This is a genomic window from Streptomyces globosus, from assembly GCF_003325375.1.
Taxonomy (GTDB): domain Bacteria; phylum Actinomycetota; class Actinomycetes; order Streptomycetales; family Streptomycetaceae; genus Streptomyces; species Streptomyces globosus_A.
This window is the reverse complement of sequence record NZ_CP030862.1, coordinates 5,810,606-5,835,651: the sequence shown is the minus strand read 5'-3', so window position 1 is coordinate 5,835,651 and position 25,046 is coordinate 5,810,606. Positions and strand designations below refer to the sequence as shown.

Sequence of the window (25,046 nt, the reverse complement as noted above, 5' to 3'; positions counted from 1 at the left end):
CTGGGGGAGGGACTCACCTGTGCTGTTCGCGGAGGGACGGGCCGGCCCCGCGGGGGCGTGCGGCCGGTCCGGCGGACCCGGACCGGCCGGTTCAGGCCCGGGGGTGCGCTTGTGCTTCCGCTTCCCCTCGCGGGGACGCGTCCGCGGCGGGGCCGTCGGCGGGCGGGGCCGCGAACGGCACCACGGCCACGGTGACGTTGTCGTGGCCGCCGCCGTCGAGGGCGTGCCCGACGAGGACCTGCGCGCTGTGGAGGGGGCGCACGGCCGCGTCCGCGGGCAGCACCCGGGCCATCTCGACGGCGGACTCGGCGTAGTTCCACAGGCCGTCGGTGCAGACCACGACGACACCCGCGTGGTCCGGCCGGAAGGTGGCCGTGTGCGGCTCCAGCTCGTACGCGTCCGCGCCGAGCCAGCCGGTGATGGCGTGTGCGCGGGCGTCGGCGTACGCCTCGGCCTCGCCCATCAGGCCGGCCGCGACCATCTGCGCCGCCCACGAGTCGTCCTCGGTCAGGCGCCGCGGGAGGGCCCCGCGGTCGTCCGGGACCCAGTAGGCGCGGCTGTCGCCGACCCAGCCGATGGTCAGCAGGCCGCCGCTCACGACGGCTCCGACCAGGGTGCACGCCGGGGCGTTCTGCGCGCCGGGGGCCTCCGGGGCGAGGGCGGTCACGGCGTCCGCCGCGGCCAGGATCGCCCGGTGCATGGCCTCCTGCGGGTGGGTGCCGCGGGGGAGGGCCTCCAGCAGGGCCTCGTTCGCCGCGGCGGCCGCGGCGGCCGAGGCGTCGTCCGGCCGGCTGGCCGAGGACACGCCGTCGCACACGATGGCGACGGTGGCGGTGGAGCCGTCGGCGAGGGCCGTGGCGGCCACCGCGAAGGAGTCCTCGTTGCGGTGGTGGCGCAGCCCGCGGTCGCTGACCGCGGCGACGCTGCCGAGCTCCTCCTCCAGGTGGTCGCGCTCCCGCGGCTGGGCGTGGCCGCAGTGCTCGCAGTAGCCGTCGGTGTCGACCCGGCCGGCCCGGCAGGCGACGCACGTCTTCTTGGCCGCCGCCTCATGGCCGGGCGGGGTGCTGCCGTACGGGGCCTCGGCCGCGGGCGGGGCCCACGGGGAGGCGCCGGGCGCGTCGGGGCCGCCGTACGGCCGGTCGTGGCGCGTCTCGCCGCCCCCGTACGCGAGGTCCTGCGCGCCCGCCGGATCCGCAGGCCCGTACAGGGCAGGGGCAGCATGCTCCGGTGCGGGGACGGGGGAGGGGGAGGGCTCGGGCTCCGGGGCGGAGGCCGGGCCGGCGAGGTGGTAGCCGTCGCCGGCCCACCCGGTCGCGGCGGAACCGGCTCCGGTGTCCTGCGCGGCCCCGCCGCGGCCCCACGCGGCGGCAGCCGGCGCGGCGGGGGCCGCGGGCTCCGGCGCCGCAGCCGGCGCGTCCTGCGGGCCGGAGCCGGCCGCGTCCCACGCGGGGGCGCCGCCCGCCGGCCACGGCGGGGCCGGGGGCCGGCCCGGAGACTCGGCCGCCCGGGCCGCCGCCGAGGCGGGCGCCGGAGCCAAGGAGGGCAGGGCCAGGGTCGGGTCGTCCGCCGGCAGGGGCGGCGGGAACGCGCAGACGGGGGAGCCGCAGTAGCCGCAGAAACGGTCCCCCTCCTCCAGGGGCTCCGCGCAGCTGGGGCAGCCAGACGGCCGATGCATCGACATCACTCACACCCACGTCCGGGGACGGAGACGGTTGGCCCGCTCCACCAGTTCGATCCTGTCCTCACCGCGCTGCGCCAGCCGCGCGAGGACGCGGTACGAGCGCTCCAGGCCGAAGCGCAGGCCCCGCTCGTCCAGTTGACTGCCGAGCAGCGTGGTCCGGCCGGGGTCCGTCCCCCGGCTACCCGACAGTACCCAGTCCAGGGCCGAGCCCAGAACCTCCGCCGACAGCCGTTCCTGCCGCTCCGCGTCCAACCCGAGCCGCTCCAGCGCCTCCACCTGCGCGGCAGCCGCCACCAGATCGGGAAGCAGGGCCTCTCCCGAAGAGCGGTCGCGCAGACGTGCCCGTACCGCCGCCACCCGGGCGGCCGTGTAGTGGATGGAGGACTCCGGGACGGACTCCAGGGTGCGCACCGCCGCCTCGCGGTCCCCGGCGGCCAGTTGGACCCGGGCCAGGCCGAACGCGGCACTCACGAAACCCGGATCGGTGGCCCACACGAGCCGGTAGTACTCGGCCGCGTTGTCCAACTGCCCCAGGATCTCCGCGCACAGACCGAGCGCCAGCTTCGGCGCGGGCTCGCCGGGGAAGGCGTCGTACACCGCGTCGAAGGACAGGGCGGCGACCGCGTCCTCCCCGCCGGCCAGCGACACGACGCCCCGGGCCCACACCACCCGCCAGTCGTCCGGATACGCGGCCTCCAGCTCGGCCAGGGCGGCACCCGCGGCGGCGGTCCGGCCCAGCTCCAGCCGGGCGCGCAGCGCCCGCAGGCGCAGCTCGACCGAGTCCGCCGGCGCCGCGGCCAGCGCGGCCGGCAGGTCGGCCGGGGCGGAGGTCAGCAGTCCGGCGAGGAACCCGGCGTTGGGGTCGCCCGGGTCGACCAGCGGCAGCGGCAGGGCCAGGGCCATCTCGCGGGCGTCCGCGGCAGCCCGCCGAACGGCCGCCGCCCCTGCTGCCGGACCGCCGGCCGCGGCCTCCGGACGGGCGGCGGCCGCGGCTCCGGCCGCCGCCGACGGGGCGCGGCGGGGCGCCGGGACCGCACTCGCCCGGTGGGTCGCCTCGACCCCCAGGGGCGCCGCGGCCGGGACCGCCGCGGCGGCCGCGGCGACTGCCGGAGCCGCGGCCGCAGATCCCGGCGCGGGCGCGCCGGGATCCCGTTCCGCCGCGGCGGACCGCGTACCCCGGCCGGCGAGGCCGAGCAGGCGGGCGAGGACCGGGCCGTGGCCCGCCACCGGCCGCGCCCCCAGCCGGGACACCTCGGCGTCCGCGGCGTCCGCGAACAGGCGCGTGTCCGGGACCCGCAGCTCCGGCCCGAACAGCGTCGACAACTGCGGGCGCGGGCGGCCCGTCTGCAGGGCGACGACCTCCCGCAGCACCCCCGTCAGCTGGTCCGCCATCTCCTGCGCGGACGAGAACCGCCGCCCCGGATCCGGATCCGTCGCCCGCACGAGCAGCCGGTAGAACGACTCGTACCGCCGGAACACCTCGATGTGCTCCGGATCCGGCAGCGAATCCGCGAACACGGTGGTGTAGCCCTGGAAGTCGAAGGTGAGGACCGCCAGCGTCCGCGCCACCGTGTACAGGTCGGAGGCGACCGACGGCCCCGCCTCCGCGACCTCCGGCGCCTGGTAGCCGACCGTGCCGTATATCGCCGACTCGGCGTCGTCCATCCGGCGCACCGCGCCCATGTCGATCAGCTTCAGCTGGTCCTGCTGCTGGATCGCGTTGTCGACCTTGAAGTCGCAGTAGAGCAGGTTCCTGCTGTGCAGGTGCCCGAGCGCCTCCAGCGCCTCGATCCCGTACGCGCAGGCCTGCTCCACCGGGAGCGGGTCGCGGCGCCCGTCCGGCCGGCGCCGCCCGTTCGCGATCTCCTTCAGCGACTTGCCGCCGACGTACTCCATGACTATGTACCCGTCCAGCGAGCCGGTCCGCTGGTCCAGGTGTTCCACGAAGTTGTAGATCCGCACGATGTTGGAGTGCTCGATCTCCGCGAGGAACCGGCGCTCCGATATGGCCGCGGCCATCGCGTCCTGGTCGCCGGTGTCCAGCAGGCCCTTGAGGACCACCCACCGGTCGGACACGGCCCGGTCCACCGCCAGGTACACCCAGCCCAGGCCGCCGTGCGCCAGGCAGCCCGCGACCTCGTACTGCCCGTGCACGACGTCGCCCGGGCGCAGCTTCGGCACGAAGGAGTACGGGTGCCCGCACTTGGTGCAGAACCCCTCCGTCCGGCCCTTCCGGTCGCCGCGCGCGCGACCCACCGGGGCCCCGCAGTCGGAGCGCGAGCAGAACCGCTTGCGCTCCGGCACCTCCGGGTTCCGCAGGACGGCCGCAGACGGGTCCGGGCGCGGCACCTCGGGCACGCTGACCAGCCCGGCCCCGAGCCGGCTGCGGCCCGACGAGCCGGCCGACGAGCCCGAACTGCGCACCGAAACCGACCGGTTCGACGCCACGCCCGCCAGCCGGCCGGACACCGAGCGCCGCGACGACGACGAGCGCGACGAGCGCGACGAGCGGGACGAGCGCGCGGACGCCGATCCGGCGGAGCGCGCCGAGGACGATCCGGACCGGCCGGAGCCCTGCGAGCCCCGCGGCTCGGGACGCCGGGCCGGGTTCGCCATGCCCGTCGGCTGCGAGACCAGATCCGCGGCACCGCCCGGCGCTGCACGTCCCGGCGCAGCGCCTCCCGGTCCCGCAGCGCCCGGTCCCGCAGCGCCCGGTCCCGGCAGCCCCGGCCCGGCAGCGCCCGCCGCCGGAACGCCCGGTTCCGTGATGGCGGGCGCCAGCCCGCACGTCCCGCAGTACAGCCCGCCGCCGCCCATGTCCTCGTACGCCCCCGGGCAGCCGGGGCGGGCGCACGCGGTCCCGACCTGGCTCATGCGTCCTCCCCTCCCGGCCCCGAGGGCCTGTCCTGCTGCGGGGCCAGCGCCTCTGCGGCCGCCTGCTGGTAGCGCAGCACCGCCTGCTCGGCGGCCCGCAGGTCGCACGGCGCGCTCCACAGCATCCGCCGCGCCGCGTCGTACCGCTCGACCAGCACCACGTCCTCCGCGAGGCCGTGCCGGGCGACCTTCGCCCGGTAGGCGTCCAGCCGGCCGCGCAGCTCGGCGCGCACGGCCAGCGGAGCCGTCACCGCGGTCAACGACTCGCGGGCCCGGCAGAGTTCCTCCTCGGCCCGCTCCTCCAGCGCGTCCAGCAGCGGCGACAGCCGGTGCCAGCGCGCGGTGCGCCGGTACTCGGCGGCCAGTGCCAGCTGCTCCTGCAGCGCGGTCGGCGGACCGCTCACCGCCGGCACCTCGGACGCCGCGATCTTCGCCAGCACCTCGGTGCGCGCGGCCCGGGCCTCCGCCAGGGTCCGGTCGGCCCGGGAGAGGACGTCCCGCAGGGCGACCAGCCGCTGCTCGGCGTCCTGCCGGACGGCCAGCACCGCCTCGACCTCCCGGCGTACGTCCTCCAGTGCGAGCGCGGCCCGGTCGTAGCGGCCGGTGTCCGGGCGGCCCCCGCCCGGCGCGGAGCTGCCCGCGGCCGGCTGCCAGAACGCCAGCGGGTCGGCGACGACCTGCTCGCGCAGGTCCGCCAGCTCGGCGGTGATCGCCTCCAGGTCGTCGCCCGCGGGGTGCTCGCCGGGGCGGACCCCCACCGAGTGGGCCAGCGAGCGGGTGCGCCGCAGCTCCGCCGCCAGCAGGTCGATCCGGGCCGGCAGCGCCGACCACACCGCGTCGGCGGCGACCACCACGTCCAGGGAGCCCGCGTACAGCTCGTTCATCCTGGCCACCAGCTCGGCCAGCGACCACCGCTCCGCCAGGCCCGCGCCGTCGGCCGCCGCGCCGGCGATGTGCACGCCCGGCCCGCGCAGCCGCTCCGTCAGGTCGACCAGGTCGTCCCGGCTGAGCCAGCGCCGCCGCTCCCGGATGGCACGGGCCGCGGCGAGTGCCCCGCTGTAGGCGTCGAAGTACGTCCACAGCCGGGTGATGGCGGCGTCGGCTGCGGCCCAGCGCTCCTTGGTCACCCCGGCCAGGTCGGCGCCCTCCAGCAGGCGCCGCCCCGCGTGGTCCTGGAGCGCGAGGAGGGAGGTCTCGACGGCCTCGTGCTCCGCCCCGAGCCGGGCCAGCGCACGGTCGACGCCGTCCCGGTCCATCAACGCCGACTGCGCCTCCAACGACCGTGCCTCCACCGGCCCCGCCTCCGCTCCTGCGCCGTCCCGCCGGGGATCCCCGGTGTCCGGCTCCGATTCTTCCCCGCCGGCGCGGCGTACCCCTGCCACCGCCGTCAGTCCCGGTACTTGGGGGCGGGCGGCCCGGACACGCCGGGCAGCACGGGCCCCAGGTGGCGGGCGTACGCCTGCATCCACGGGCTGCCGCCACCGCCGGCGCGGTAGTCCTCCAGCACCTTGTTGACCCGGCGCACCAGGTCCGGGGCGTCCCGGTGCATGGCCACCCCGTAGAACTCCCTGGTGAACGGCGACCCGACGAGCCGCACCGAGGGGTCCTGCGCGGCCTGCCCGGCGGCGAGCGCGTTGTCGGTGATGATGCCGTCCACCTCGCCGAGTTGGAGCCGGACCAGGCAGTCCAGCTGGTTGGGGACGCTCACCGGGACCGCCCCGTACGCCTGGGCCTTCAGGGCGGTCTCCGCCGTCGATCCGGCCGCGGTGCAGATGCGGCGGTCCTTCAGCGAGGCGTCGTACCCGGTGATCGGGGAGCCCTTCGGCGCGAGGACCTGCTGTCCGGCCTCGAAGTACGCCGTCGAGAACGCGACCTCCTCCAGCCGCTTGCAGTTGATCGTCATGGTGCGGACGACGACGTCCACCCGGCCCTCCTGGAGGGCCGGTATGCGCTGGTTCGTCGGGATGGCCCGGTAGATGACCGCGTTCTCGTCGCCCAGGATGTCCTTGGCGATCGCCCGGACCAGGGCTATGTCGAAGCCGTCGAGGCGGCCGTCGACCGGGTTGCGGTACCCCCACGCGAAGCTGTTCTGGTCCACGCCGGCGACGAGCTTGCCCGCCTTGCGGATCCGCTCGATCGTCGGGCCGTCGCCCGCGGACGGGCGCAGGCTGGCCTCCGGGTCCGGGCAGGTGTCGGTCAGCGTCCACGGCGCCTGCGGGACGGCCGCGACGGAGCCGGGCGGGCGGACCGCGCCCGGCGGGCCGTCATCCGGGGCCGCCTGGGCCAGCGGCAGCAGCACGGCAGCGGTCACCGCGCAGGCCGCAGCCATCGCGCTGACCCCGCCCCAGCCGCGCAGCCGCCGGGCGAGCCGGCGCATCCGCGGCGGGCGGGTCCCCCCGCCTGCCGGGCCGCCGCCGCGGGGGGCCTCGTCCTCGCGCCTCACGCCTGTCCGCATCGCTGTCACCTGTACTCCGAAAGCCGGCGCCCGATGCCGAGGAGCACCGCCGCGGCGCCGGCGACCGCCAGGGCCGCCGAACCCGTCACCAACCCGCCGAACGCGCCCAGCCCGGACCGGGCGGCCCGCGTGAACTCCGCCTGCTCGTGCGCCAGGGCCCGCTCCAGGGAGGCGTCGACCGTGTCGAACGCCGCCCCGCTGCTGTCCTTGTGGTCCTTGCCCCCGATGACCTGCGGCAGGGCCGCCTGGTAGTCGCCCCGCAGGTCCGTCTCGCGGGCCGCCGCGTGCCGCTGCTTCCACTGCCGGACGGCGTCCGCGGCGCTCGCGACCGGCTCGCGGCCCTTGCCGTCGTCCGCGAGGCGCAGCGCCTTCTCCAGGCCCGCGTCGAGGTCCTTCATGTTGGCCGCGAAGTCCACGTCGTACTTGTCGGACCTGTTGTCGTCGGCGAGGACGGCGCCGCGCGCGATCAGCGTCAGGTTCTCGTTGGCGCGGGCCTGGAGCGCGGCGATCCGCGCGTCTGTCAGCACCTTGAGCGACTCCTGCCCCTCCGCCCGCGCCTCGGCCAGGGACGAGCGCGCCACCGCGTGCCCCGCGGCCAGCCACAGCAGCGCCACCAGGGTGGCGGCCGTCGCTGCGACGAGGCCGCGGTTGAAGACCCGGTTCGTCCGCCGGTAGTTGCGGTGCTGCGCCCACGCCAGCGCCGCCAGGGCGAGGATCCCGGCGCCGAGCGAGGCCAGCGGCAGCGAGCGGGCGTTGTCGTAGTCCTCGTACAGCCGGCCTGTCTCCGCCTCGTACAGCCGCTGCGCGGCCGGCAGCAGCTGGGTGCTCATCTGCTCGTTGGCGTACCGCAGGTAGGCGCCGCCCAGCGGCAGGCCCTGCCGGTTGGTGGCACGGGCCTGCTCGATCAGGCCGGTGTAGCGGGGCAGCTGCTCCCCGAGGAGGGTGATCTGCCGACGGGACGCGGCGTCCTCCCCCGCGTTCGCCGCGGCGCTGACGAGCAGCCGGGAGGCGCCCGCCATGTCCTTCTCGTACCGCTGCCGCACCCCGCGCGGCTCGTCCGCGCCGGCGAGGAACCCGCTCGACGACGCCGTGTCGGCGTCCGCGAGGGAGCGGTAGATGCTCGCCGCGTCCGCACTGAGCGGCTGGCTGCGGCCCACCACGTCCTCTGCGGAGCCGACCCGGTCGGCGACCTCCCACACCGTCACCGCCCCGAACAGCAGGACCAGTCCGGCGACGAGCGCGCCGATGATCCGCAGCCGGCCCGGCTCGGTGGTCGCGGCGGCGCGGAGCCGCTCGACCCCCTCGGCCCAGGCGGTGCCGGGCCCGGGAGGACCGGCCGGCGGCCCTGCGGCCGTGCCGCCGGCGCCGCCGGCCGGCGCGGGCGCGCGTGATGTGATGGCCACCGTGACCTCCCCCTCGGTCCTCCATGCTCCGCAGCAGTATGGCCGGAGCGGCGGCCGGCCACAGCACCCGGTGTCCGATCCCGGACGCTCCCCTCCCGGTGCGCGGTCGGCGCCGCCTCCGCCACGCCTTCACCGTGAATACGTCCGCGCCACCGCCACGGTTCCAGACGCAGGCCGCTCCCGGGCGGGTTCACCCGAAATGGGCACGCAGCGCTGCCCTTGCGGCCACCGGCGCACCGGCCGCGTCCAGCCCGAGCAGCGCCGCGCCGAGCACCGGCGGCGCCTCGACCACGCGGACGGCGGCGAGCGGCGCCCGCTCCGCCAGCCCGGCCGCGATCCGGGCGTCGAGCCGCCGGTGCCCGGCCGTCAGCACGCCGCCGCCGAGCAGGACCGGCGCCCGCGCCCCCAGCAGGTCCAGCCGGGCCAGCGCCACGGCCGCCATCGCGACGACCTCGTCCGCCTGCCGGTCCACGAGCGCGGCGGCCACCGGATCGCCCGCCTCCGAGGTCTCGAACAGGACCGGCACGAGCTCGTGGATCCGCCGCTGCGGCAGCTCCCCCAGGTGCAGCGCCTCGACCAGGGCCGCCATCGAGCCCAGGGCGAAGTGCCGCGGCAGGGCCCGGGACAGCCCGGTCGGCTCGCCGCGGCCGTCCTCGGCCCGCGCCGCATGCCACAGGGCCTCCTGCGCCAGGTGCACGCCGCCGCCCCAGTCCCCGGAGATCCTGCCGATCGCGGGGAAGCGGGCCGTGCGGCCGTCGGGCAGCATGCCCGCGCAGTTGATGCCGGCACCGCACACCACCGCGACCCCGGCCGGGGCGTCCGCGCCGGCCAGCCCGGCCCGCAGGACCGCGAAGGTGTCGTTCCGTACGAGTACCCGGTCGGCCGCGGCCCAGCGGCGGGCGGCGATCACCCGCGCGAACCGCTCCTCCTCCACGGGGAAGTCCGCGTTCGCCAGGCACGCCGAGACGCGGTCCGCGTACGGGGGCCCGCCGCGGAGCCCGGCTGCGGCGGCGGCCGCGGCGACGGCCCGCTCCAGCTCGTCCACCGCCGCCTCCGTCCCCGTCAGCTGCGGCTGGAAGCCGCCGGAGCGGCCCCGGCCGAGGACGCTGCCGTCGGCGGCGACCAACGCGGCGTCGGTCTTGCTGTTGCCCGCGTCGACAGCGAGGACGGCCGCCGGGCCGCCCCCGGCCCCGGTCGGCCCGCCCCCGGCGCCCATGGGGCGGCTCACGCCCACGGCAGGTACTCCTTGTTGTGCGCGAGCAGCCGGTCCGCGAGCCCCGCCGCCCGGTCGAACTGGCCGATCAGCGGGTGCGCCAGCAGCGCCCGGAACACCCGGTCGCGTCCGCCGCGCAGCGCCGCCTCCAGCGCCTGCTCCTCGTACGCGGCCACGTGTCCCACCAGCCCCGCGTACAGCGGGTCGAGCCGCGGCGCCGGGAGCGGAACCGGCCCCGACCCGTCGACCCGGGCCTGCACCTCGACGACCGCGTCGTCGGGGAGGAAGGGCAGCGTCCCCCGGTTGCGGGCGTTGACGACCTGCACCGATCCGGGGCCGGCCCCGGTGCCCAGGAGCGCCGACGCCAGGTCCACGGCCGCCTCCGAGTAGAAGGCCCCGCCCCGCGAGGCCAGCAGCGCAGGCTTCTCGTCGAGGGAGGGGTCCGCGTACAGGGCGAGCAGCTTCCGCTCCATGGCGGCCACCTCGGCGGCCCGGGAGGGCTTCGCGCCGAGCTCCCGGACCACTTCGTCGTGCGCGTAGAAGTAGCGCAGGTAGTAGGAGGGGACGGCGCCGAGCCGGTCCAGGACCTCCCGCGGCAGCCTCAGCTCCGCGGCGATGCGGTCGGCGTGGTCGGCGAGCAGGCCGGGCAGCAGGTCCTCGCCGTCCGGGCCGCCCTTGCGGACGCCGAGCTCCCAGGTGAGGTGGTTGAGCCCCACGTGGTCGAGGTGCAGCTCGGCCGGCTCCGTGCCGAGCATCGCGGCGAACCTGCGCTGGAGCCCGATGGCGACGTTGCACAGCCCGACGGCCCTGTGGCCGGCGTCCAGCAGGGCGCGCGTGACGATCCCGACCGGGTTGGTGAAGTCGATGATCCAGGCGCCGGGGCTGGTGCGGCGCACCCGCTCGGCGATGTCCAGGACCACGGGGACCGTGCGCAGCGCCTTGGCGAGGCCGCCCGCGCCGGTGGTCTCCTGGCCGAGGCAGCCGCACTCCAGCGGCCACGTCTCGTCGCGGAGCCGGGCCGCCTGCCCGCCGACGCGCAGCTGCAGCAGGACCGCGTCGGCGCCGTCGACGCCCGCGTCGAGGTCGGCGGTGGTGGTGATGCGGCCGGGGTGGCCCTGCCGGGCGAAGATCCTGCGGGCCAGGCCGCCGACGAGCTCCAGGCGGTCGGCAGCGGGGTCGACCAGCACCAGCTCGGCGATCGGGAGGGTGTCGCGCAGCCGCGCGAAGCCGTCGATCAGCTCGGGCGTGTAGGTGGACCCGCCGCCCACCACTGCCAGTTTCAAGGTCACGTTCGCCAGCCTTTCACTCCGGTGGAGGGGTACGGGGTCAGCGGCGCGAGGTGTCGAAGACCTCGTCGCGCGTGGTGGCCAGGGCGGATTCCAGGGCGCCGCGCAGCACCGGCCGCTCGCGCACGCCCCCCGGGACCAGGCGGGGCGCGGAGGGGGCGAGGTCGGCCAGCTCGGCTTGGACCAGGTCGCGCAGGGCCGCGCCGCCGGCGTCGGTGACCGCGCCGGAGAGGATGACGAGCTCCGGGTCCAGTACGGCGACCAGCGCGGCCAGTCCCGTCGCGAGCGCGGTGGCGTACCGCCGCAGCAGCCGCAGCTGCGCGCCCTCGGGTTCGGCGGCGGCGCGCCGCAGCAGCGCGGCGGCCGCGGCGGCCTGCGCCGCGCCGCCGGCTCCGGCGGCGGGCCCGCCGGCCGGGGGCGGCGCGAGGCCGAGCCCGGCGGCCAGGGCGACCACCGCGCCGGCGCCGGCGAGGTCCTGGAAGCCGCCTGCGCCGGCTCGGGCCGCCTGCCGGACCAGCGGCCGCCCGGGCACGGGCAGGAACCCGACCTCGCCCGCCCCGCCCGTCCGGCCGCGGTGCAGCCGCCCGCCGAGCACCACCGCGGCGCCGAGGCCCGCCCCGTTCCACAGCAGGACGAAGTCGTCGTGTCCGCGGGCGGCGCCGAGCCGCTGTTCGGCGACCGCGGCGAGGTTCACGTCGTTCTCGTAGCCGACCGGTACGGACAGCGCCGCGGCCAGCTCCTCCGGCAGGGCGGGGGACTGCCACCCGTCCGGCAGGTGGCCTGCGTGGCGCAGGATGCCGGTGCGCCGGTCGAAGGATCCGGGCAGGGCGATCACCGCGCGGCGCAGGTCGCCGCGGCTGAGCCCGGCGGCGGCCAGCGCGCCGTCCAGGGCCCGGGAGGTCTGCCCGGCCGGGCCGCCGCTCCCGGCGCAGGGGACCTCGCTGCTGCCGACGACCCGGCCCGTCAGGTCGGCGACGGCGGCGGTGATGCGGTCGGGTGTGACGTCCAGTCCGGCGACGCGCGCGGCGGCCGGGTTGACTCCGTACAGGCGGGCGCCGGGCCCGGGCCGGCCGGTGGTGGTGCCGGCGGCCACGACGAGCCCGGCGGCTTCGAGGCGCGCCAGCAGCTGGGAGGCGGTGGGCTTGGAGAGGCCGGTGAGGCTGCCGATCCGCGTGCGGGAGAGGGGGCCGTGCGCCAGCAGCAGGTCGAGCGCAGCACGGTCGTTCATGGCGCGCAGCACGCCGGGCGTTCCGGGGGCCGGGCCGGCCATGGGCGCTCTCCCTTGCTCAGGGCAACTGTTGGGAAAGTTTCCTGTCGGACGGGGAGGCGTGTCAACGGTGGCGCGGCCCGCAAACGCCGCCGCCCCCTCGGCGCAGGATGCGGAGGGGGCGGCGGGAGAACGGGGAGAACGGGGAAGCCGGGGAGAAGCCGGGGCCGGGCCCTACTTGGTGATCCGGGGGGCGCCGGCCGACGGCACGCCGCCGCCCGGGGGAATCGGCGCGGTCGCCTGGGACTGCGGGGAGGTCGGGTTGGCCAGGGCCGACGGCGGCGCCACCGAGGCGGCCGGATCGGCCGCGGGCTCCTCCTCCCCGGCGGCCGGGAGGCCGCCGACGATCCCGATGCCGGCCTCGTCGAAGGCCTCCTTGATGCGCCAGCGCAGCTCGCGCTCGACGGAGAACTGCTGGCCCGGCATCGTCTTCGCCGACACCTTCACCGTCATCGACGCCAGCAGCACCTCGTCCAGGCCGAGCACCTCGACCGGACCCCACAGCCGCTCGTCCCACGGGGTCTCCTTCGCCATGGCGTCGGCGACGCCGGCGACGACCTCGCGGATCCGCGGGAGGCTCTCCGTCGGCTTCACCTGGACGTCCACGGTCGCCGTCGCCCAGCCCTGGCTCAGGTTCCCGATCCGCTTGATCTCGCCGTTGCGCACGTACCAGATCTCGCCGTTGTCGCCGCGCAGCTTGGTGACGCGCAGGCCGACCTCCACGACCTCGCCGGAGGCCACACCCGCGTCGACCTTGTCGCCGACGCCGTACTGGTCCTCCAGGATCATGAAGACGCCGGAGAGGAAGTCCGTCACCAGGTTCCGCGCGCCGAAACCGATCGCGACACCGGCCACACCGGCGCTGGCGAGCAGCGGGCCGAGGTTGATGTCCAGGGCGCCGAGCACCATCAGGCTCGCCGTGCCGAGGATCAGGAACGAGGCCACCGAGCGGAGGACCGAGCCGATCGCCTCGGAACGCTGGCGCCGCCGCTCGGCGTTGACGAGCAGTCCGCCCAGCGCGGTTCCCTCGACGGCCTCGGCACCCCGGTTCATCCGCGTGATCAGCTTGGTCAGCGACTTGCGGACCACCGAGCGGAGCGCCATCGCGATCACCACGATGAGCAGGATCTTCAGGCCCAGGTACAGCCACCCGGCCCAGTTCTCCTCTATGAAGCTCGCGGCGTTCGTGACGCTCTCGTGCGCTTCCTGCACCGACGCCGCCGGATCCGGAGTGGCGGCTGCCAGCGGCAGATGGGCTGCGGGCCAGGGCACGGCGGGAACCTCCAGGTGTCACGGTCTGCCCGCGGAACGGAATGCGGAACAGCCCTTCCACACTATCGGGGCATTCGGGTGACCTTGTTGCCTTGTTCGGGGGAGAGACGAGGCTCACCTGGGGAGAAGTGGGGTGTGGCCGAAAACACCTCGGACCCGTTACGGGTGCATGGTGGCGTTTCGACCAGCCGTAAGGAGAGACTGGATAGCAGATCGTCCCGGCGCGAGCCACGCGCCGCCGGCGTACAAGGAGGCAGTCCGTGCCGCACGTCCTGGTCCTCAACGCGTCGTACGAGCCGCTCGGCGTCGTACCGCTCCGCCGCGCGCTCGTCCTCGTCCTGGAGAACAAAGCGGTCTCCCTGGAGGAATCGGGCGCCTTCCTGCACAGCGCGACCCGGGTCGTCCCCGCGCCCAGCGTGGTTCGGCTCAAGCGCTTCGTGCGGGTCCCCTACCGGGGGCCCGTTCCACTCACCCGGCGTGCGCTGTTCGCGCGTGACGGCGGCCGCTGCATGTACTGCGGCGGCGTGGCCACCAGCGTCGACCACGTGATCCCGCGCAGCCGCGGAGGGCAGCACGTGTGGGACAACGTGGTCGCCGCCTGCCGCCGGTGCAACCACGTCAAAGCCGACCGTCACCTGGTCGACCTCGGCTGGCGGCTGCGCCACCAGCCCGCCCCGCCGTCGGGCCTGGCCTGGCGGATCATCGGAACCGGGCACCGGGACCCCCGGTGGATGCCCTACCTCCAGCCCTACGGGGCCGACGACGCCCTCGACCGCATCGGCGCGGTCGCCGCCTCCTGACGCACGCCCGGCGACCACACCGGACCACGCCGCACCAGACCAGCTCGGACCCGACAGGACCCGACCCGGCACGTACGCCGGGCCGGGTACGGGCGCTGCCGCCGCGCGGCTCAGGCTGCGGAGGCGGCCGCGGCGTGGGCCTCGTCCACCAGCCGGGCGACCGCCTGCGGCACCCGCAGCGACGGGTAGTGGTCGCACCCCGCCAGACGCACCAGGCGGCAGCCGGGGATCCGGGCCGCCATCTCCTCGTTGCACCTCACCACCTCGGCCTGGTCCTGCTCCCCGAGGGCGACCAGCGCCGGGGCGCGGACCTCCGCGAGCCGGTCGAAGGCCGGGGCGTCCTCCCGCAGCCGGCCGGCCGCGGCGAACCAGCCCGGCAGCGCGCCGCGCAGCTGCGCCGCCGCGACGGGATCGGACTCGGGGGTGCCGCCCCCGGCCCGCCCCCAGATCCGCAGCCCCAGTCGGACGATGCCCTCCATGTCCCCGGCGGCCGCCAGCCGGCCCACCTCCTCGAAGAAGCCGGGCGGCGTCAGGCCCTCGGCCCCCGTGACCCCGGGCACGAACAGGGCGAGTCCCGCCACCCGCTCCGGGGCGGCCAGGGCCAGGCTCAGTGCGGTGGCGCCGCCCATGCTGGAGCCCACGAGCACCGCCCGGCCCACCCCGAGCCGGTCCAGGACCGCGGCCAGGTCCTCCGCCTGGGAGTACGGAGCCGTCGGCGCGGGCGACCGGCCGTGGCCGCGCGCGTCGTAGCGGACCACCCGGTGGCCGGGGGCGAGGAGCGGCAGGACGGGATCCCAGACCGCCGAGTCCCCGACGCCCGGGTGCAGCAGGACCAGCGGCAGCCCGCCGCGGCCCGCGCCGCCCGAGTCCTCGGCCCACACCTCGCCGTCCTGCACCGGCAGCATCACGTCCATGATCGCCAGTCTGGCGGGCGGCACGAGGCCGGTGGAAGGCGGTTTGCGGCCGGAATCCGGCCGGTACGGGCCACGGGGCCGGGCCCGGGCGGATCCGTCAGGGGACGACCGCGAACGCCTCGGCCGCGAACAGGCTGCACCCGTACTTGGTCGCCCGCTTCTCGCAGGTCACCCGGACGAACCGGGCCTGCGCCGGATCCAGCCTGACCGACTCGGTGCCGCCCTTCGAGCCCGCCACCGCCGCCGCACGGTGCCAGGACGTCCCGTCCATCGACGTCTCCACCCGGTAGGCCGACGGGTACGCCTCCTGCCAGTGCAGGACCAGCAGCCCCAGCCGCGCCGGAGCCGCCAGCTCCGCCTGCCACCAGGCGCCGTCCACCGGCGGGGACGACCAGCGGGTGGCCGCCGAACCGTCGATCACCGCGGAGGCCGGGAACGCCGGTGTCTCGTTCGCCGACGAGGACGCCCGCGCGGAGCGCAGGAGGTCCGGCCCGCCCGTCTTCGGCACCGCCCGGACCGCCAGGACCCGGGTCTGCCCCGCGAACACCACCGGAACCCGGTGCACGCCCGCCGGCACGGACGCAGCGACCGACACCGACACCGGGACCTGGACGCGCGTCCCGCGCGGCGCCCGCACCTCGGCGGGCAGCCGCACCTCGACGCCCTGCGGCGGCGCCGCCGACAGCGGGCTTCGGACCTCGCCGGGCCGCAGCGCCGACAGTTCGGCCGTCACCGTACGCGCCGCCCCGCCGATCTCTACGTCCACCGACTCGGGCAGCTCGAACGAGGCCTCCGGCCCGTCCGCCAGCCACGGCACCACCCGGTGCACCACCGGAGCCGCCCCGGCCCAGGACAGCCGGACCGCGTCCGCCCGCACCCCGCCCGCGTCGGCCTGAGTCCAGCCGGTCGGCGAGGCGTCGCCCACCTTGCGCCAGCCCTCGCCCGGGACGTGCACCTCGACCGCCCCGCCCCGCGCACCCTGCGGCAGCGGATCCGTCATCACCGTCACCGCCGACACCGGCCGGACCCCGTCCAGGCGGACCGTCCAGGCGCCCGGCTCCCGGGAGACGGTGCCGGTCTCCCGGGCCGCGCCCGTCCAGGCGTCGGCCTCCTCGACCGTCTTGGCGAGGAACGGGTCCAGCACCGCCTTGTCGACCCGCGCCGAGGCCGGCTCCGCCAGCTTCCGGCGGGCCTCCGCCAGCGCCCGCGACGCCTGCCAGGCCGCCGCGCCGTCCCCGCGGGTCTGGGCGCGCAGCAGGTCCACGGCCAGCTCGCCGGCCGCGCCGTACGCGGAGACCCGCGCCAGCCACGGCCCGCCCTCGGCGGACAGCCCCGGCAGCCGCTCCGGCGCCTCCCGCATCGCCGTGAACGCGGCCCGCAGCCGCTTCCCGGCCGCCGGGTCGCCCGCGGCACGGCCCTGCCAGAACTCGTCCACCAGCGGCCGCAGATAGGCGGACTCCGGCTGGGCGAGCCCCGACGAGGCGGAGTTCCCGGCGAGCGCGGCCAGCGACTGCCGGGCCCGCGCGTCGGGCCCGGCCAGGTCGGCCACGGCGGCCGCCCAGGAGTCGCCGGGCCGGTAGCCGCTCGCGTTCCACGCGAAGTCGGCGGCCGTGAACAGCGGGATCCGCGACAGCGAGGCGTGCGGCATCGCATTGGCCAGCAGGCCCGCCGATCCGCCCGCGACGGCCGGCTCGCGCCCCGTGTACGGTCCGAGGAAGATCCGGCCCGGATCCCAGTCGTTCACCGGGTAGTTGTCCATCGTCAGCAGCGGATGCTGCCCGAAGGCGTCGCGGGCGCCGGACAGCTCGCGGCCGGTGATGGTGCGCGGCACGACGCCGACACCCGTCCAGGCCACCTCCACCCGCCCGTCCAGCCGCTCGGCGAGGACGGTCCGGTACGCGGTCGCGCCGTTCTGGTGGTACTCCGTCGGCAGCACCGACAGCGGCGCCGCCCCCGGGTGCTTCGCCGCGAGGTGCGCGGCCAGCTCGCCGGCGACCTCGGCATGCGCCTTCGCCGCGGCCGCGGCACCCGAGCCGTAGCGCACCCGGTCCGCGCGGCAGCCCCACTCCGAGTAGCTGACGTCCTGGAACTGCACCTGGAACGCCCGGAAGCCCAGCTCCCACATCGCGTCGAGCTTGCGGGCCAGCGCCGCCCGGTCCTGCGCCGAGGCCAGACACATCGACTGCCCCGGGGAGACCGCCCAGCCCAGCACGACGCGGTTCGCGCGGGCCCGGCCGGCCAGCTCCCGGAACTGCTCCTGCTGCGCGGCCGGGTACTCCGCCCGCCACTCCGTGGTGCGGTACGGGTCGTCGCCGGGGGCGAGGAGGAGCCGGTTCTGCTTGGTGCGGCCCATGAAGTCGAGCTGGGCGAGCCGCTGCCCATGCGTCCACGGCTCCCCGTAGAAGCCCTCGGTGATCCCGCGCACCGGGGCGGACGGCCAGTCCCGCACCAGTACGCCGGGGACCTTCCCGCCGCCCGCCGCGAGGAGTTGGCGCAGTGTCTGCGCCGCGTGGAAGAGGCCGTCCTCGCCGGTGCCGGCCAGGGCGACCGTGCTCCGGCCGCCCGTCTTGCCGACGGCGAGCCGGTAGCCGCCCTTCGGCAGGTCCCCGACCTCGGACGCGCCGAGGGCCCGCAGCGCCTCCTCGGCGCCGCGCCCGTCGAGCCGTACGACGGTCCCGGCCGCGGGGAGCGGCGCGCCGGGTGCGGGCTCGTGCAGGACGCGCACGCCCGCGGCGCGCAGCGCCGTGCGCACCACGCCGACGGCGTAGGGGTCGGCGTCGGGCGCGGCGACCAGAACGGCCTGCTCGCCGAGCGGCACCTCGCGCGCCGCGTCGGCGGCCATGGACTGCGGGCGCGGCCACACGCCGGGCCCCTCGGCGGGGCTGCGGGGGGCGACGGCGCCCGGGTCGAGCAGCGGCCCGGGCTGGTTCCCCGCCGGGGCTCCGGCCGCCGCTCCGGGTGCGCCCTTGGCCCCGCTGCCGGCCTGGTCGGGGGAGGGCGCGCCGGCCGTCGACAGCAGCCCCTGGTGCTCGGCCGCCACGGCGCCGCCGAGCAGCGTGCCGATGACGGCGATGGCCACGGCAGTGTTCCGCTTCCTGCCCCTGAGCTGCACGAAGCCTCCCCGTCCCGAGTTCGCCGGCGCTCGTACGAATGAGCCCGAGCCCACCACCCGTGCGGCCGGAGTGTCAATGCGAGCGGGTGATCTGACCCGGAACCGCCAGGAATGCCGGGCCGTCCGCTGGGTATGGCTGCGGTGTCGAGCCGCGCCGCGCGACGGATCGCTGACCCACCCTCACCATCCGCCCGCAGCAACGGGAAGGCAGAACCGTGGAATCCGCTACGCCGGCCGGCGCCGCCCCCACCGCCCCGCCCGGCGGGCCCACCACCCCCGCCGCGGCGGCCGCCGCCGGCGGCCGACCACAGGGACACCGGTGACCTCCATGGACGAACTCGCCCGGCTCGCGGCCCTGCACGGCGTCGCCACCGACTACCGGCCCGCTGAGGGCGTCACCGTCGACGTGCCGCGCGAGACGGTCGTCGCGGTCCTCGGCCTGCTGGGTGTGCCCGCCGGCACCCCCGAGCAGGTGCGGGAGGCGCTCGCCGCGGCCGAGCGGGACGCCGCCGAGCGGCTGCTGCCGCCCGTCCTCGTCTGGTGGGCCGGATCGGCGGCGCCCCGTGAGCTGGCGGGGCTGCCCCGTGGGACCCGGACCCGACTGGAGCCCGAGGGGGCCGCCGAGGGCGGTGTCCCCGCGGAGGGCGGGGCGGCCGCGGCCGGCTCCGCCGGCCCGTACGACTGGGACCCCGCGGTCCTGCCGCCGCTCGGCGTGCACCGGGTGCGCGCCGAGGCGCCCGACGGCCGCACCGCCGCCGCGACGCTGATCGTCGCCCCCGAGCGGGCACCCGCCGTGCCGGAGCGCGCCCACGGGCTGCTCGTCCAGCTGTACTCCCTGCTCTCCGAACGCTCCTGGGGCATGGGCGACCTCGGGGACCTCGCCGCGCTCGCCCGCTGGGCCGGCCGCACCCACGGCGCCGGCTTCGTCCAGGTCAACCCGCTGCACGCGGCCGTCCCCGGCAGCCCCACCGACCCCTCCCCGTACCGGCCGGCCACGCGCCGCTTCCCCGACCCCGTCCACCTGCGGATCGAGGACCTCCCCGAGTACGCCGCCTGCCCCGACCAGGAGGCCCTGGCCGCACTCGCCGCCCGCGGCGCCGCACTGCGCCGCGCCGTCCTGGAGAAGGGTGCCCTCATCGACCGGGACGCCGTCTGGGAGCTCAAGCGCGCCGCTCTGGAGCTGCTGTACGCCGCCCCCCGCACCCCCGAACGGGATGCCGCCTACCGGCAGTTCCGCACCGTGCACGGCGCGGCCCTCGACCGCCACGCCGCCTGGTGCGCCGCCCGCACCGGCGGCCCGGCAGGCGCCCCGCCCGCCGCCGCGGCCGACTTCCACCGCTGGCTCGTCTGGCTGACGGACACCCAGCTCACCGCCGCCCAGCAGGCGGCGCGCGAGGCCGGCATGGCCGTCGGCATCGTCCACGACCTCGCCGTCGGGGTGCACCCCGACGGCTCGGACGCCGCCGGGCAGCCCCTGTACGCAGGGAACGCGAGCGCCGGCGCCCCGCCCGACGCCTTCAACCCCCGCGGCCAGGACTGGGGCCTCCCGCCGTGGCGGCCCGACCTGCTCGCCGCCGCCGGGTACGCCCCGTTCCGCGAGCTCCTGCGCGGGGTGCTCCGGTACGCGGGCGCGCTCCGCATCGACCACGTGATGGGCCTGTTCCGGCTCTGGTGGATCCCCGAGGGTGCGCCGCCCGCCGACGGCACGTACGTCGCGTACGACGGCGAGGCGATGCTGGCGGTGCTGGTCCTGGAGGCGCACCGGGCGGGCGCCCCGGTCGTCGGGGAGGACCTCGGGACGGTCGAGCCGCAGGTCCGCCGGGCCCTGGCCCGGCGCGGTGTGCTGGGCACCTCCGTGCTGTGGTTCGAACGGGACTGGACGGGCGGCGGCGCCCCGCTCCCGGCCGACGCCTGGCGGGCCGGCTGCCTGGCGACGGCAACCACGCACGACCTGCCGCCCACCGCCGCCAAGCTGGCCGGCGCGCACGTGGAGCTGCGCGACCGGCTGGGGCTGCTGACGCGCCCCGTGGAGCGTGAGCGGGCGGAGGACGCCGCAGACACCGCGCAGTGGCTGGACCTGCTCGCGGACGAGGGCTTCGACACCAAGGACGAGGAGGCTGCCGTCGCCGCCCTGTACGGGTTCCTGCTGCGCACCCCCGCCCGGCTGGTCGGCGTATGGCTCCCGGACGCGGTCGGCGACCGGCGGCCGCAGAACCTCCCCGGCACCTGGGACCAGTACCCCAACTGGCGGCTGCCGCTCGCCGACGCGGACGGGCGGCCCCTCACGCTGGAGGCGCTGGCCGCGTCGGCGCGGGCGAACGCCCTGCTGGACGCCCTGCGGGAGGGCGGGCCCGCCCGTACGGCACCCCCGGACGCGCGCCCCGTTTAGGTGTTCGCTACGTTTGCACCGTGGACAAGAAGAACGCCCTGCGCGCCGGCGCCGTCACGGCCGGAACGACGCTGATGATGCTGCTGATGACGTCTCCCGCGCTCGCGCTGACCCGCGACGACGGTGACGACCCGGGCCAGGGCATCAGCCTGGCCGAGACCCTCGGCGTGTTCGTCGTGCTGCCGGTGGTCCTGTTCCTGGCCATCGCGGGCCTCGTGATGGTCGGCGACAAGTCCCGCAAGCAGCAGCAGGGCTGAGCGGACTCGAACTGAACCAGCCGGGCGGAACCGGCCCCCTGCGGGGCCGGGGCTGCCCGGCAGGCTTCCGGGGCGCCGGAGGTCCCCCTGCCGGTGCGAGACGCCCGGCGGCGGTGCGGACCTCCGGCGCTCCGGCGTACCCGCGTACGGGCTCCGCGGCGCCCGGGCCGCCCCGGCCGCCGCCCTCAGATGCCGGCCAGGAGCTTGCGGAGCAGGCCGGTCAGTACAGCGGCCTCCTCCTCGTCCAGGCCCGACAGCGCCGCGCGCTGCACCTCCAGGCCCGCCGCCACGGCCTCGTCGACGACGGCCAGTCCCCGGTCCGTGATGGTGACCTGGAGCCCCCGCCGGTCGTGCGGGTCGGGCCTGCGGCACAGCAGCCCCGCCTTCTCCAGCTTGTCCAGGCGGCCCGTCATGCCGCCCGAGGTCAGCATGAGCGTGGCGGAGAGCTGCCGCGGCGACAGCGTGTAGGGCTCGCCTGAGCGGCGCAGCGTCCCCACGACGTCGAACTCCCCGCGGGTGAGCCCGTACCGGGCGTACGCGCGCTCCATCGCGTCGCCCATGGCCCGGTCGATCCGGAAGATCCGGCCGAAGAGGGCCATGGGGGCCGTCTCCAGGTCCGGGCGCACCGCGGCCCACTGGTCGATGATCGCGTCGACGGCGTCCTTGCTGACCTCGCTCATGTCCGCAGTATCGGCCGTCGGGCCGACCGCCCGCAAAAATGTTGCTTGACCGAAAGTAGCTTGCAAGTAAGCTACTTGCTGTCGATCTATTTTCGGGGGGAACCATGGCAGGCGGGCAGGCGGGGCAGCGGCGGCGCAGACGGCAGGACCGGCTCCCGGGGGAGCGGCCGCTGCTCGCCGGGATCGGCATCAGCGCCGTCGGGATCGGCATGTACGTCCCCTTCTCCCTGGTCTTCTTCCACCACGTCACCGGCCTCTCCTTCGCGGTCGTCGGCCTCGTGCTGACGGCCACCGGGCTCGCCGGGCTCGCCTTCATGCCGGCGGCCGGCGCGGCCGTCGACCGGTTCGGGGCCAAGCGCGTCAACCTCCTCCTCTACGCGGTACGGGCGACCGGATTCGCGCTCTACCCCTTCGCCCACTCCCCGGCCGCCTTCGCCGCGGTCGCCCTCCTGACCGCGCTGGCCGACCGGTCCTTCCCCGTCGTCCAGCAGTCCCTGATCGGGGAGGTGGCCCGCGGATCCGCCCGCGACCGCCTCCAGGCCTCCCTGCGCGCCCTGCAGAACGCCGGGATGGGCGCGGGCGCGCTGATCGTCTCCGGAGTGCTCGGGGTCTGGGGCACCGCCGCCTTCTCGCACACCGCTTGGGGCAACGCGCTCGCCTTCGCCCTCGCCGGGCTCCTCGTCACGCGGGTCCGCCCCGCCGCCGGCGCGGGCCCGGCCGCCGCGGCCGCCCGGACCCCGGCCGGATACCGGATGGTGCTGCGCGACCGGCCCTTCCTCGGGCTGACCGCCGCGAACTTCCTGGCCGCGCTCGGCTACGCCGCCCTGTCGGTGCTGTTCCCGCTGTACATCGCCACGTGGCTGCACGGCCCGGACTCGCTGACCGGCGCCGCGTTCACCGTCAACACCGCGCTGTGCGCCGGCGCCGGCGTCCTCGTCGCCTCCCGGGTCCGCCGCTCCGGCGCCCGCCGCACCCGCTCGGCTGCGCTCGGCGCGCTGCTCTTCGCCGCCGCGTTCGCCGGGCAGGCCGTGCTCGGCACGGTCCGGCCCGGCCAGTCCGCGACCGCTGCCGCGCTGCTGGCCATCGTCGTGGTCTACACCCTCGGCGAACTCGTGCACAGCCCCTCCGCCGGGGCCCTGTCCGTCTCGGCCGCGCCCGAAGCGGTCCGCGGGCGCTACCTGGCCACCTACCAACTGTCGTACTCGCTGGCCACGGCGCTCGCCCCGTCCCTGTTCACCGCCCTGACGGCGGTCGACGGCCGGCTGCCCTGGGGCGTCCTCGCCGCCGCGGCCGCCGGGTGCGCGCTCGCGCTCGTACGCCTGGAGCGGCACCTCCCGGCGGACGCCGTGCACCCCGAGCCGCCCCGGCCTCCCGCATCGGCAGCCCCGGCAGCCCCGGCAGGGGGCACCGGCCGGCCGCTGTCCGCCCGGCCCTGACCCGCGGCCGCCGCACCACCGCGCCGACGGCACCGAGCCCGCCGGTCCCCTCCGCCTCCCGAGGAGCCGCCGTGAACCGCCCCGCCACCCTCGCCCTGACCGCCCTCGCCCCGGTCTCCTGGGGCTCCACCTACGCCGTCGCCACCGAACTCCTGCCGCCCGACCGGCCCCTGTTCACCGCGGCCATGCGGGCCCTGCCCGCCGGACTGCTGCTGACCGCGCTCTCCCGCACCCTCCCCTCGGGCAGCTGGTGGTGGAAGTCCGCCGTACTCGGCACCCTCAACATCGGGGCCTTCTTCCCGCTGCTCTTCCTCTCCGCCTACCGCCTACCGGGCGGGGTCGCCGCCGTCCTCGGCTCGGCCGGGCCGCTCTTCGTCGTCGGGCTCGCCGCCGTCCTGCTCGGCGAGCGCGCCGAGCTCCGGACCGTCCTCGCCGCCATCGCCGCCGCGTTCGGGGTCGGCATGGTCGTCCTGACCGCTCAGGCCCGCCTCGACGCCCTCGGCATCGCCGCCGGAGTCGTCTCCTCCGCGTCCATGGCCGCCGGCACCGTGATGACCAAGCGCTGGGGGCGCCCCGCAGGCGTCGGCCCGCTCGCCGCCACCGGCTGGCAGCTCACCGCCGGCGGGCTCGCCATCGCCCCCCTCGCCGCACTCGCCGAAGGGGCTCCGCCCGCGCTCGACGGCCGGGCCCTCCTCGGCTACGGCTACATGATGCTGGTCAACACCGGGATCGCGTACTGGCTCTGGTTCCGCGGCATGGGACAGCTCAGCGCCACCTCCGTCACCCTGCTCGGCCCGCTGTCCCCGCTGACCGCCGCGGCCATCGGCTGGGCCGTCCTCGGGCAGGACCTCACCCCCGTGCAGCTCGCCGGGATGGCCCTCGCCTTCGGCGCAACGGTCGCCGGGCAGATCTTCGCAGCCCGAGCCTCCGCCCGCGCAGGCGGATCGTTCAGTTCTGCTGAAAAGAACGGTCGAAACTTTTCGATGGACCTGATGAATCGGCCGGTGCGACGGTAGGGGCACACCGCCCCCACCGGAAGGAAAGACGACCCGTGGCCGTCACGGACCGGACCCGCACCACCCCGCCCCCGCCCGCCTGCGCCGCCCGCGCCGCCCGCCCACTGCGCGACGCCGCCGCCCGCGCGGCCGGGCCGGGCGTACTCCTCGCCCTGGCCGCCACGGTCGTCTGGTCCGGCAGCTTCGTCGCCACCCGCGGCATGGCCGACACCGTCCCGCCCGTCCAGGCCGTCTTCTGGCGGTGGATCATCGCCGCCGCGGCCGTCGCCCCGTTCGCCGCCCGGCAGGCATGGCGGCAGCGGCACCTGATCCGCCGGCACCTGGCGCACACCGCACTCGCCTCCCTTTTCGGCGTCGCCCTCTACAACACCCTCGTCCACCAGGCCGGACTGACCACCTCCGCCGCGAACATGGGCATGATCATGGCCGCCTCGCCGGTCGTCATGGCCCTCTACGCCCGCGCCGGCGGGGAACGCCTCGGCCCGCGCCGCACCGCCGGGCTGCTGACCGCCCTGGCCGGCGTCCTGCTCCTCGTCGGCGACGGCTTCCCCATCCCCCGCTTCGGCGCCGGAGACCTCTGGATGCTCGCCGCCGCCCTCTCCTTCGCCACCTACAGCGCCCTGCTGCGCCGTGCGCCCGCCGAACTCGGCGGCCTGGCCTTCCTCCTGACCACCTTCGTCCTCGGCGCGCTGATGCTGGCCCCCGCCTACGCCGTCTCCCTGCACCTCCAGGGCGGCTTCACCCCCACCCCGGGCACGGCCGGCATGCTCCTCTACGTCGGCGTCATGTCCTCCGCGGTCGCCTTCCTCGCCTGGAACAAGGCCGTCACACTGATCGGCCCGGCCCGCGCCGGCGCCGTCTACCACCTCCAGCCGGTGTGCGCCGCGGGGCTCGGCCTGCTGCTCCTCGGCGAGCGCACCGGCCCCGCCGAGCTGCTGTGCATGGCGCTGATCCTCGGCGGCGTCGCAATGGGGGCCCGGCGGTAGGTTCG

The 25,046-nt window shown here is 76.9% G+C and carries 18 protein-coding genes; 6 read left to right on the top strand and 12 right to left on the bottom strand.

Features of this window, described 5'->3' with window-relative positions:
• Nucleotides 1-91 precede the first annotated feature (91 nt).
• From C0216_RS25920 to C0216_RS25880, 9 genes are all read right to left on the bottom strand, one after another.
• Entirely contained in the window at nucleotides 92-1,681 is a 1,590-nt protein-coding gene (locus C0216_RS25920) for a PP2C family serine/threonine-protein phosphatase (protein WP_174250460.1), read from the bottom strand.
• Between the two features lie 3 nt (nucleotides 1,682-1,684).
• Entirely contained in the window at nucleotides 1,685-4,555 is a 2,871-nt protein-coding gene (locus C0216_RS25915; RefSeq protein WP_114057606.1) for a serine/threonine-protein kinase, read from the bottom strand.
• Nucleotides 4,552-5,811, bottom strand: a complete 1,260-nt coding sequence (locus C0216_RS25910; RefSeq protein ID WP_114057605.1) for a hypothetical protein — start codon at nucleotides 5,809-5,811, stop codon at nucleotides 4,552-4,554. The genes C0216_RS25915 and C0216_RS25910 overlap by 4 nt, the downstream gene beginning before the upstream one ends.
• 131 nt (nucleotides 5,812-5,942) lie before the next feature.
• The gene (locus C0216_RS25905) at nucleotides 5,943-6,932 is read right to left on the bottom strand and encodes a glutamate ABC transporter substrate-binding protein (protein ID WP_114058915.1); all 990 of its coding nucleotides are present in this window, start codon (nucleotides 6,930-6,932) and stop codon (nucleotides 5,943-5,945) included.
• An 83-nt stretch (nucleotides 6,933-7,015) separates the two neighbouring features.
• Nucleotides 7,016-8,413, bottom strand: coding sequence for a hypothetical protein (locus C0216_RS25900; protein WP_114057604.1), 1,398 nt, complete (start codon nucleotides 8,411-8,413; stop codon nucleotides 7,016-7,018).
• A 190-nt stretch (nucleotides 8,414-8,603) separates the two neighbouring features.
• The gene (locus tag C0216_RS25895; protein WP_114058914.1) at nucleotides 8,604-9,629 is read right to left on the bottom strand and encodes an N-acetylglucosamine kinase; all 1,026 of its coding nucleotides are present in this window, start codon (nucleotides 9,627-9,629) and stop codon (nucleotides 8,604-8,606) included.
• A gap of 8 nt (nucleotides 9,630-9,637) precedes the next feature.
• Nucleotides 9,638-10,909 (bottom strand): 6-phospho-beta-glucosidase, encoded by a 1,272-nt coding sequence (locus tag C0216_RS25890; protein ID WP_114058913.1) that lies wholly within the window; start codon nucleotides 10,907-10,909, stop codon nucleotides 9,638-9,640.
• Nucleotides 10,910-10,952: 43 nt separating this feature from the next.
• A complete protein-coding gene (locus tag C0216_RS25885; RefSeq protein ID WP_114057603.1) occupies nucleotides 10,953-12,182 on the bottom strand; it encodes an ROK family transcriptional regulator in 1,230 nt (409 codons plus the stop codon).
• 171 nt (nucleotides 12,183-12,353) lie between these two features.
• Entirely contained in the window at nucleotides 12,354-13,451 is a 1,098-nt protein-coding gene (locus C0216_RS25880; RefSeq protein WP_114057602.1) for a mechanosensitive ion channel family protein, read from the bottom strand.
• Nucleotides 13,452-13,711: 260 nt separating this feature from the next.
• Between C0216_RS25880 and C0216_RS25875 the strand changes: the two genes are divergently transcribed.
• Complete coding sequence (locus tag C0216_RS25875) at nucleotides 13,712-14,251, top strand: HNH endonuclease (RefSeq protein WP_114057601.1); 540 nt, start codon at nucleotides 13,712-13,714, stop codon at nucleotides 14,249-14,251.
• Between the two features lie 110 nt (nucleotides 14,252-14,361).
• Here C0216_RS25875 and C0216_RS25870 read toward each other — a convergent pair whose 3' ends face one another.
• Nucleotides 14,362-15,165, bottom strand: coding sequence for an alpha/beta fold hydrolase (locus C0216_RS25870; RefSeq protein ID WP_114058912.1), 804 nt, complete (start codon nucleotides 15,163-15,165; stop codon nucleotides 14,362-14,364).
• Nucleotides 15,166-15,262: 97 nt separating this feature from the next.
• Entirely contained in the window at nucleotides 15,263-18,277 is a 3,015-nt protein-coding gene (locus C0216_RS25865; protein ID WP_114057600.1) for a beta-N-acetylglucosaminidase domain-containing protein, read from the bottom strand.
• Nucleotides 18,278-18,605: 328 nt separating this feature from the next.
• Between C0216_RS25865 and C0216_RS25860 the strand changes: the two genes are divergently transcribed.
• A complete protein-coding gene (locus C0216_RS25860) occupies nucleotides 18,606-20,666 on the top strand; it encodes a 4-alpha-glucanotransferase (RefSeq protein WP_114057599.1) in 2,061 nt (686 codons plus the stop codon).
• Nucleotides 20,667-20,686: 20 nt separating this feature from the next.
• The gene (locus C0216_RS25855; RefSeq protein ID WP_114057598.1) at nucleotides 20,687-20,923 is read left to right on the top strand and encodes a hypothetical protein; all 237 of its coding nucleotides are present in this window, start codon (nucleotides 20,687-20,689) and stop codon (nucleotides 20,921-20,923) included.
• 185 nt (nucleotides 20,924-21,108) lie between these two features.
• On the opposite strand, the gene C0216_RS25850 is transcribed toward C0216_RS25855, so the two are convergent.
• Nucleotides 21,109-21,603: a MarR family winged helix-turn-helix transcriptional regulator gene (locus C0216_RS25850; protein WP_114057597.1), complete on the bottom strand. Its 495-nt coding sequence runs from the start codon at nucleotides 21,601-21,603 to the stop codon at nucleotides 21,109-21,111.
• A 104-nt stretch (nucleotides 21,604-21,707) separates the two neighbouring features.
• On the opposite strand from C0216_RS25850, the gene C0216_RS25845 reads away from it, so the two are divergent.
• From C0216_RS25845 to C0216_RS25835, 3 genes are all read left to right on the top strand, one after another.
• Nucleotides 21,708-23,039: an MFS transporter gene (locus C0216_RS25845; protein WP_114057596.1), complete on the top strand. Its 1,332-nt coding sequence runs from the start codon at nucleotides 21,708-21,710 to the stop codon at nucleotides 23,037-23,039.
• A 71-nt stretch (nucleotides 23,040-23,110) separates the two neighbouring features.
• Nucleotides 23,111-24,055, top strand: coding sequence for an EamA family transporter (locus C0216_RS25840; protein WP_114057595.1), 945 nt, complete (start codon nucleotides 23,111-23,113; stop codon nucleotides 24,053-24,055).
• Between the two features lie 35 nt (nucleotides 24,056-24,090).
• A complete protein-coding gene (locus C0216_RS25835; RefSeq protein ID WP_114057594.1) occupies nucleotides 24,091-25,041 on the top strand; it encodes a DMT family transporter in 951 nt (316 codons plus the stop codon).
• Nucleotides 25,042-25,046: the final 5 nt, after the last annotated feature.

What these genes read in the sequence shown, in the direction of transcription:
- C0216_RS25915 (WP_114057606.1), bottom strand. Translation starts at nt 4,555, where the DNA reads ATGAGCCAGGTCGGGACCGCGTGCGCCCGCCCCGGCTGCCCGGGGGCG.
- C0216_RS25905 (WP_114058915.1), bottom strand. Translation starts at nt 6,932, where the DNA reads ATGCGCCGGCTCGCCCGGCGGCTGCGCGGCTGGGGCGGGGTCAGCGCG.
- C0216_RS25850 (WP_114057597.1), bottom strand. Translation starts at nt 21,603, where the DNA reads ATGAGCGAGGTCAGCAAGGACGCCGTCGACGCGATCATCGACCAGTGG.
- C0216_RS25910 (WP_114057605.1), bottom strand. Translation starts at nt 5,811, where the DNA reads ATGGACCGGGACGGCGTCGACCGTGCGCTGGCCCGGCTCGGGGCGGAG.
- C0216_RS25920 (WP_174250460.1), bottom strand. Translation starts at nt 1,681, where the DNA reads ATGTCGATGCATCGGCCGTCTGGCTGCCCCAGCTGCGCGGAGCCCCTG.
- C0216_RS25845 (WP_114057596.1), top strand. Translation starts at nt 21,708, where the DNA reads ATGGCAGGCGGGCAGGCGGGGCAGCGGCGGCGCAGACGGCAGGACCGG.
- C0216_RS25860 (WP_114057599.1), top strand. Translation starts at nt 18,606, where the DNA reads ATGGACGAACTCGCCCGGCTCGCGGCCCTGCACGGCGTCGCCACCGAC.
- C0216_RS25870 (WP_114058912.1), bottom strand. Translation starts at nt 15,165, where the DNA reads ATGGACGTGATGCTGCCGGTGCAGGACGGCGAGGTGTGGGCCGAGGAC.
- C0216_RS25895 (WP_114058914.1), bottom strand. Translation starts at nt 9,629, where the DNA reads ATGGGCGCCGGGGGCGGGCCGACCGGGGCCGGGGGCGGCCCGGCGGCC.
- C0216_RS25885 (WP_114057603.1), bottom strand. Translation starts at nt 12,182, where the DNA reads ATGGCCGGCCCGGCCCCCGGAACGCCCGGCGTGCTGCGCGCCATGAAC.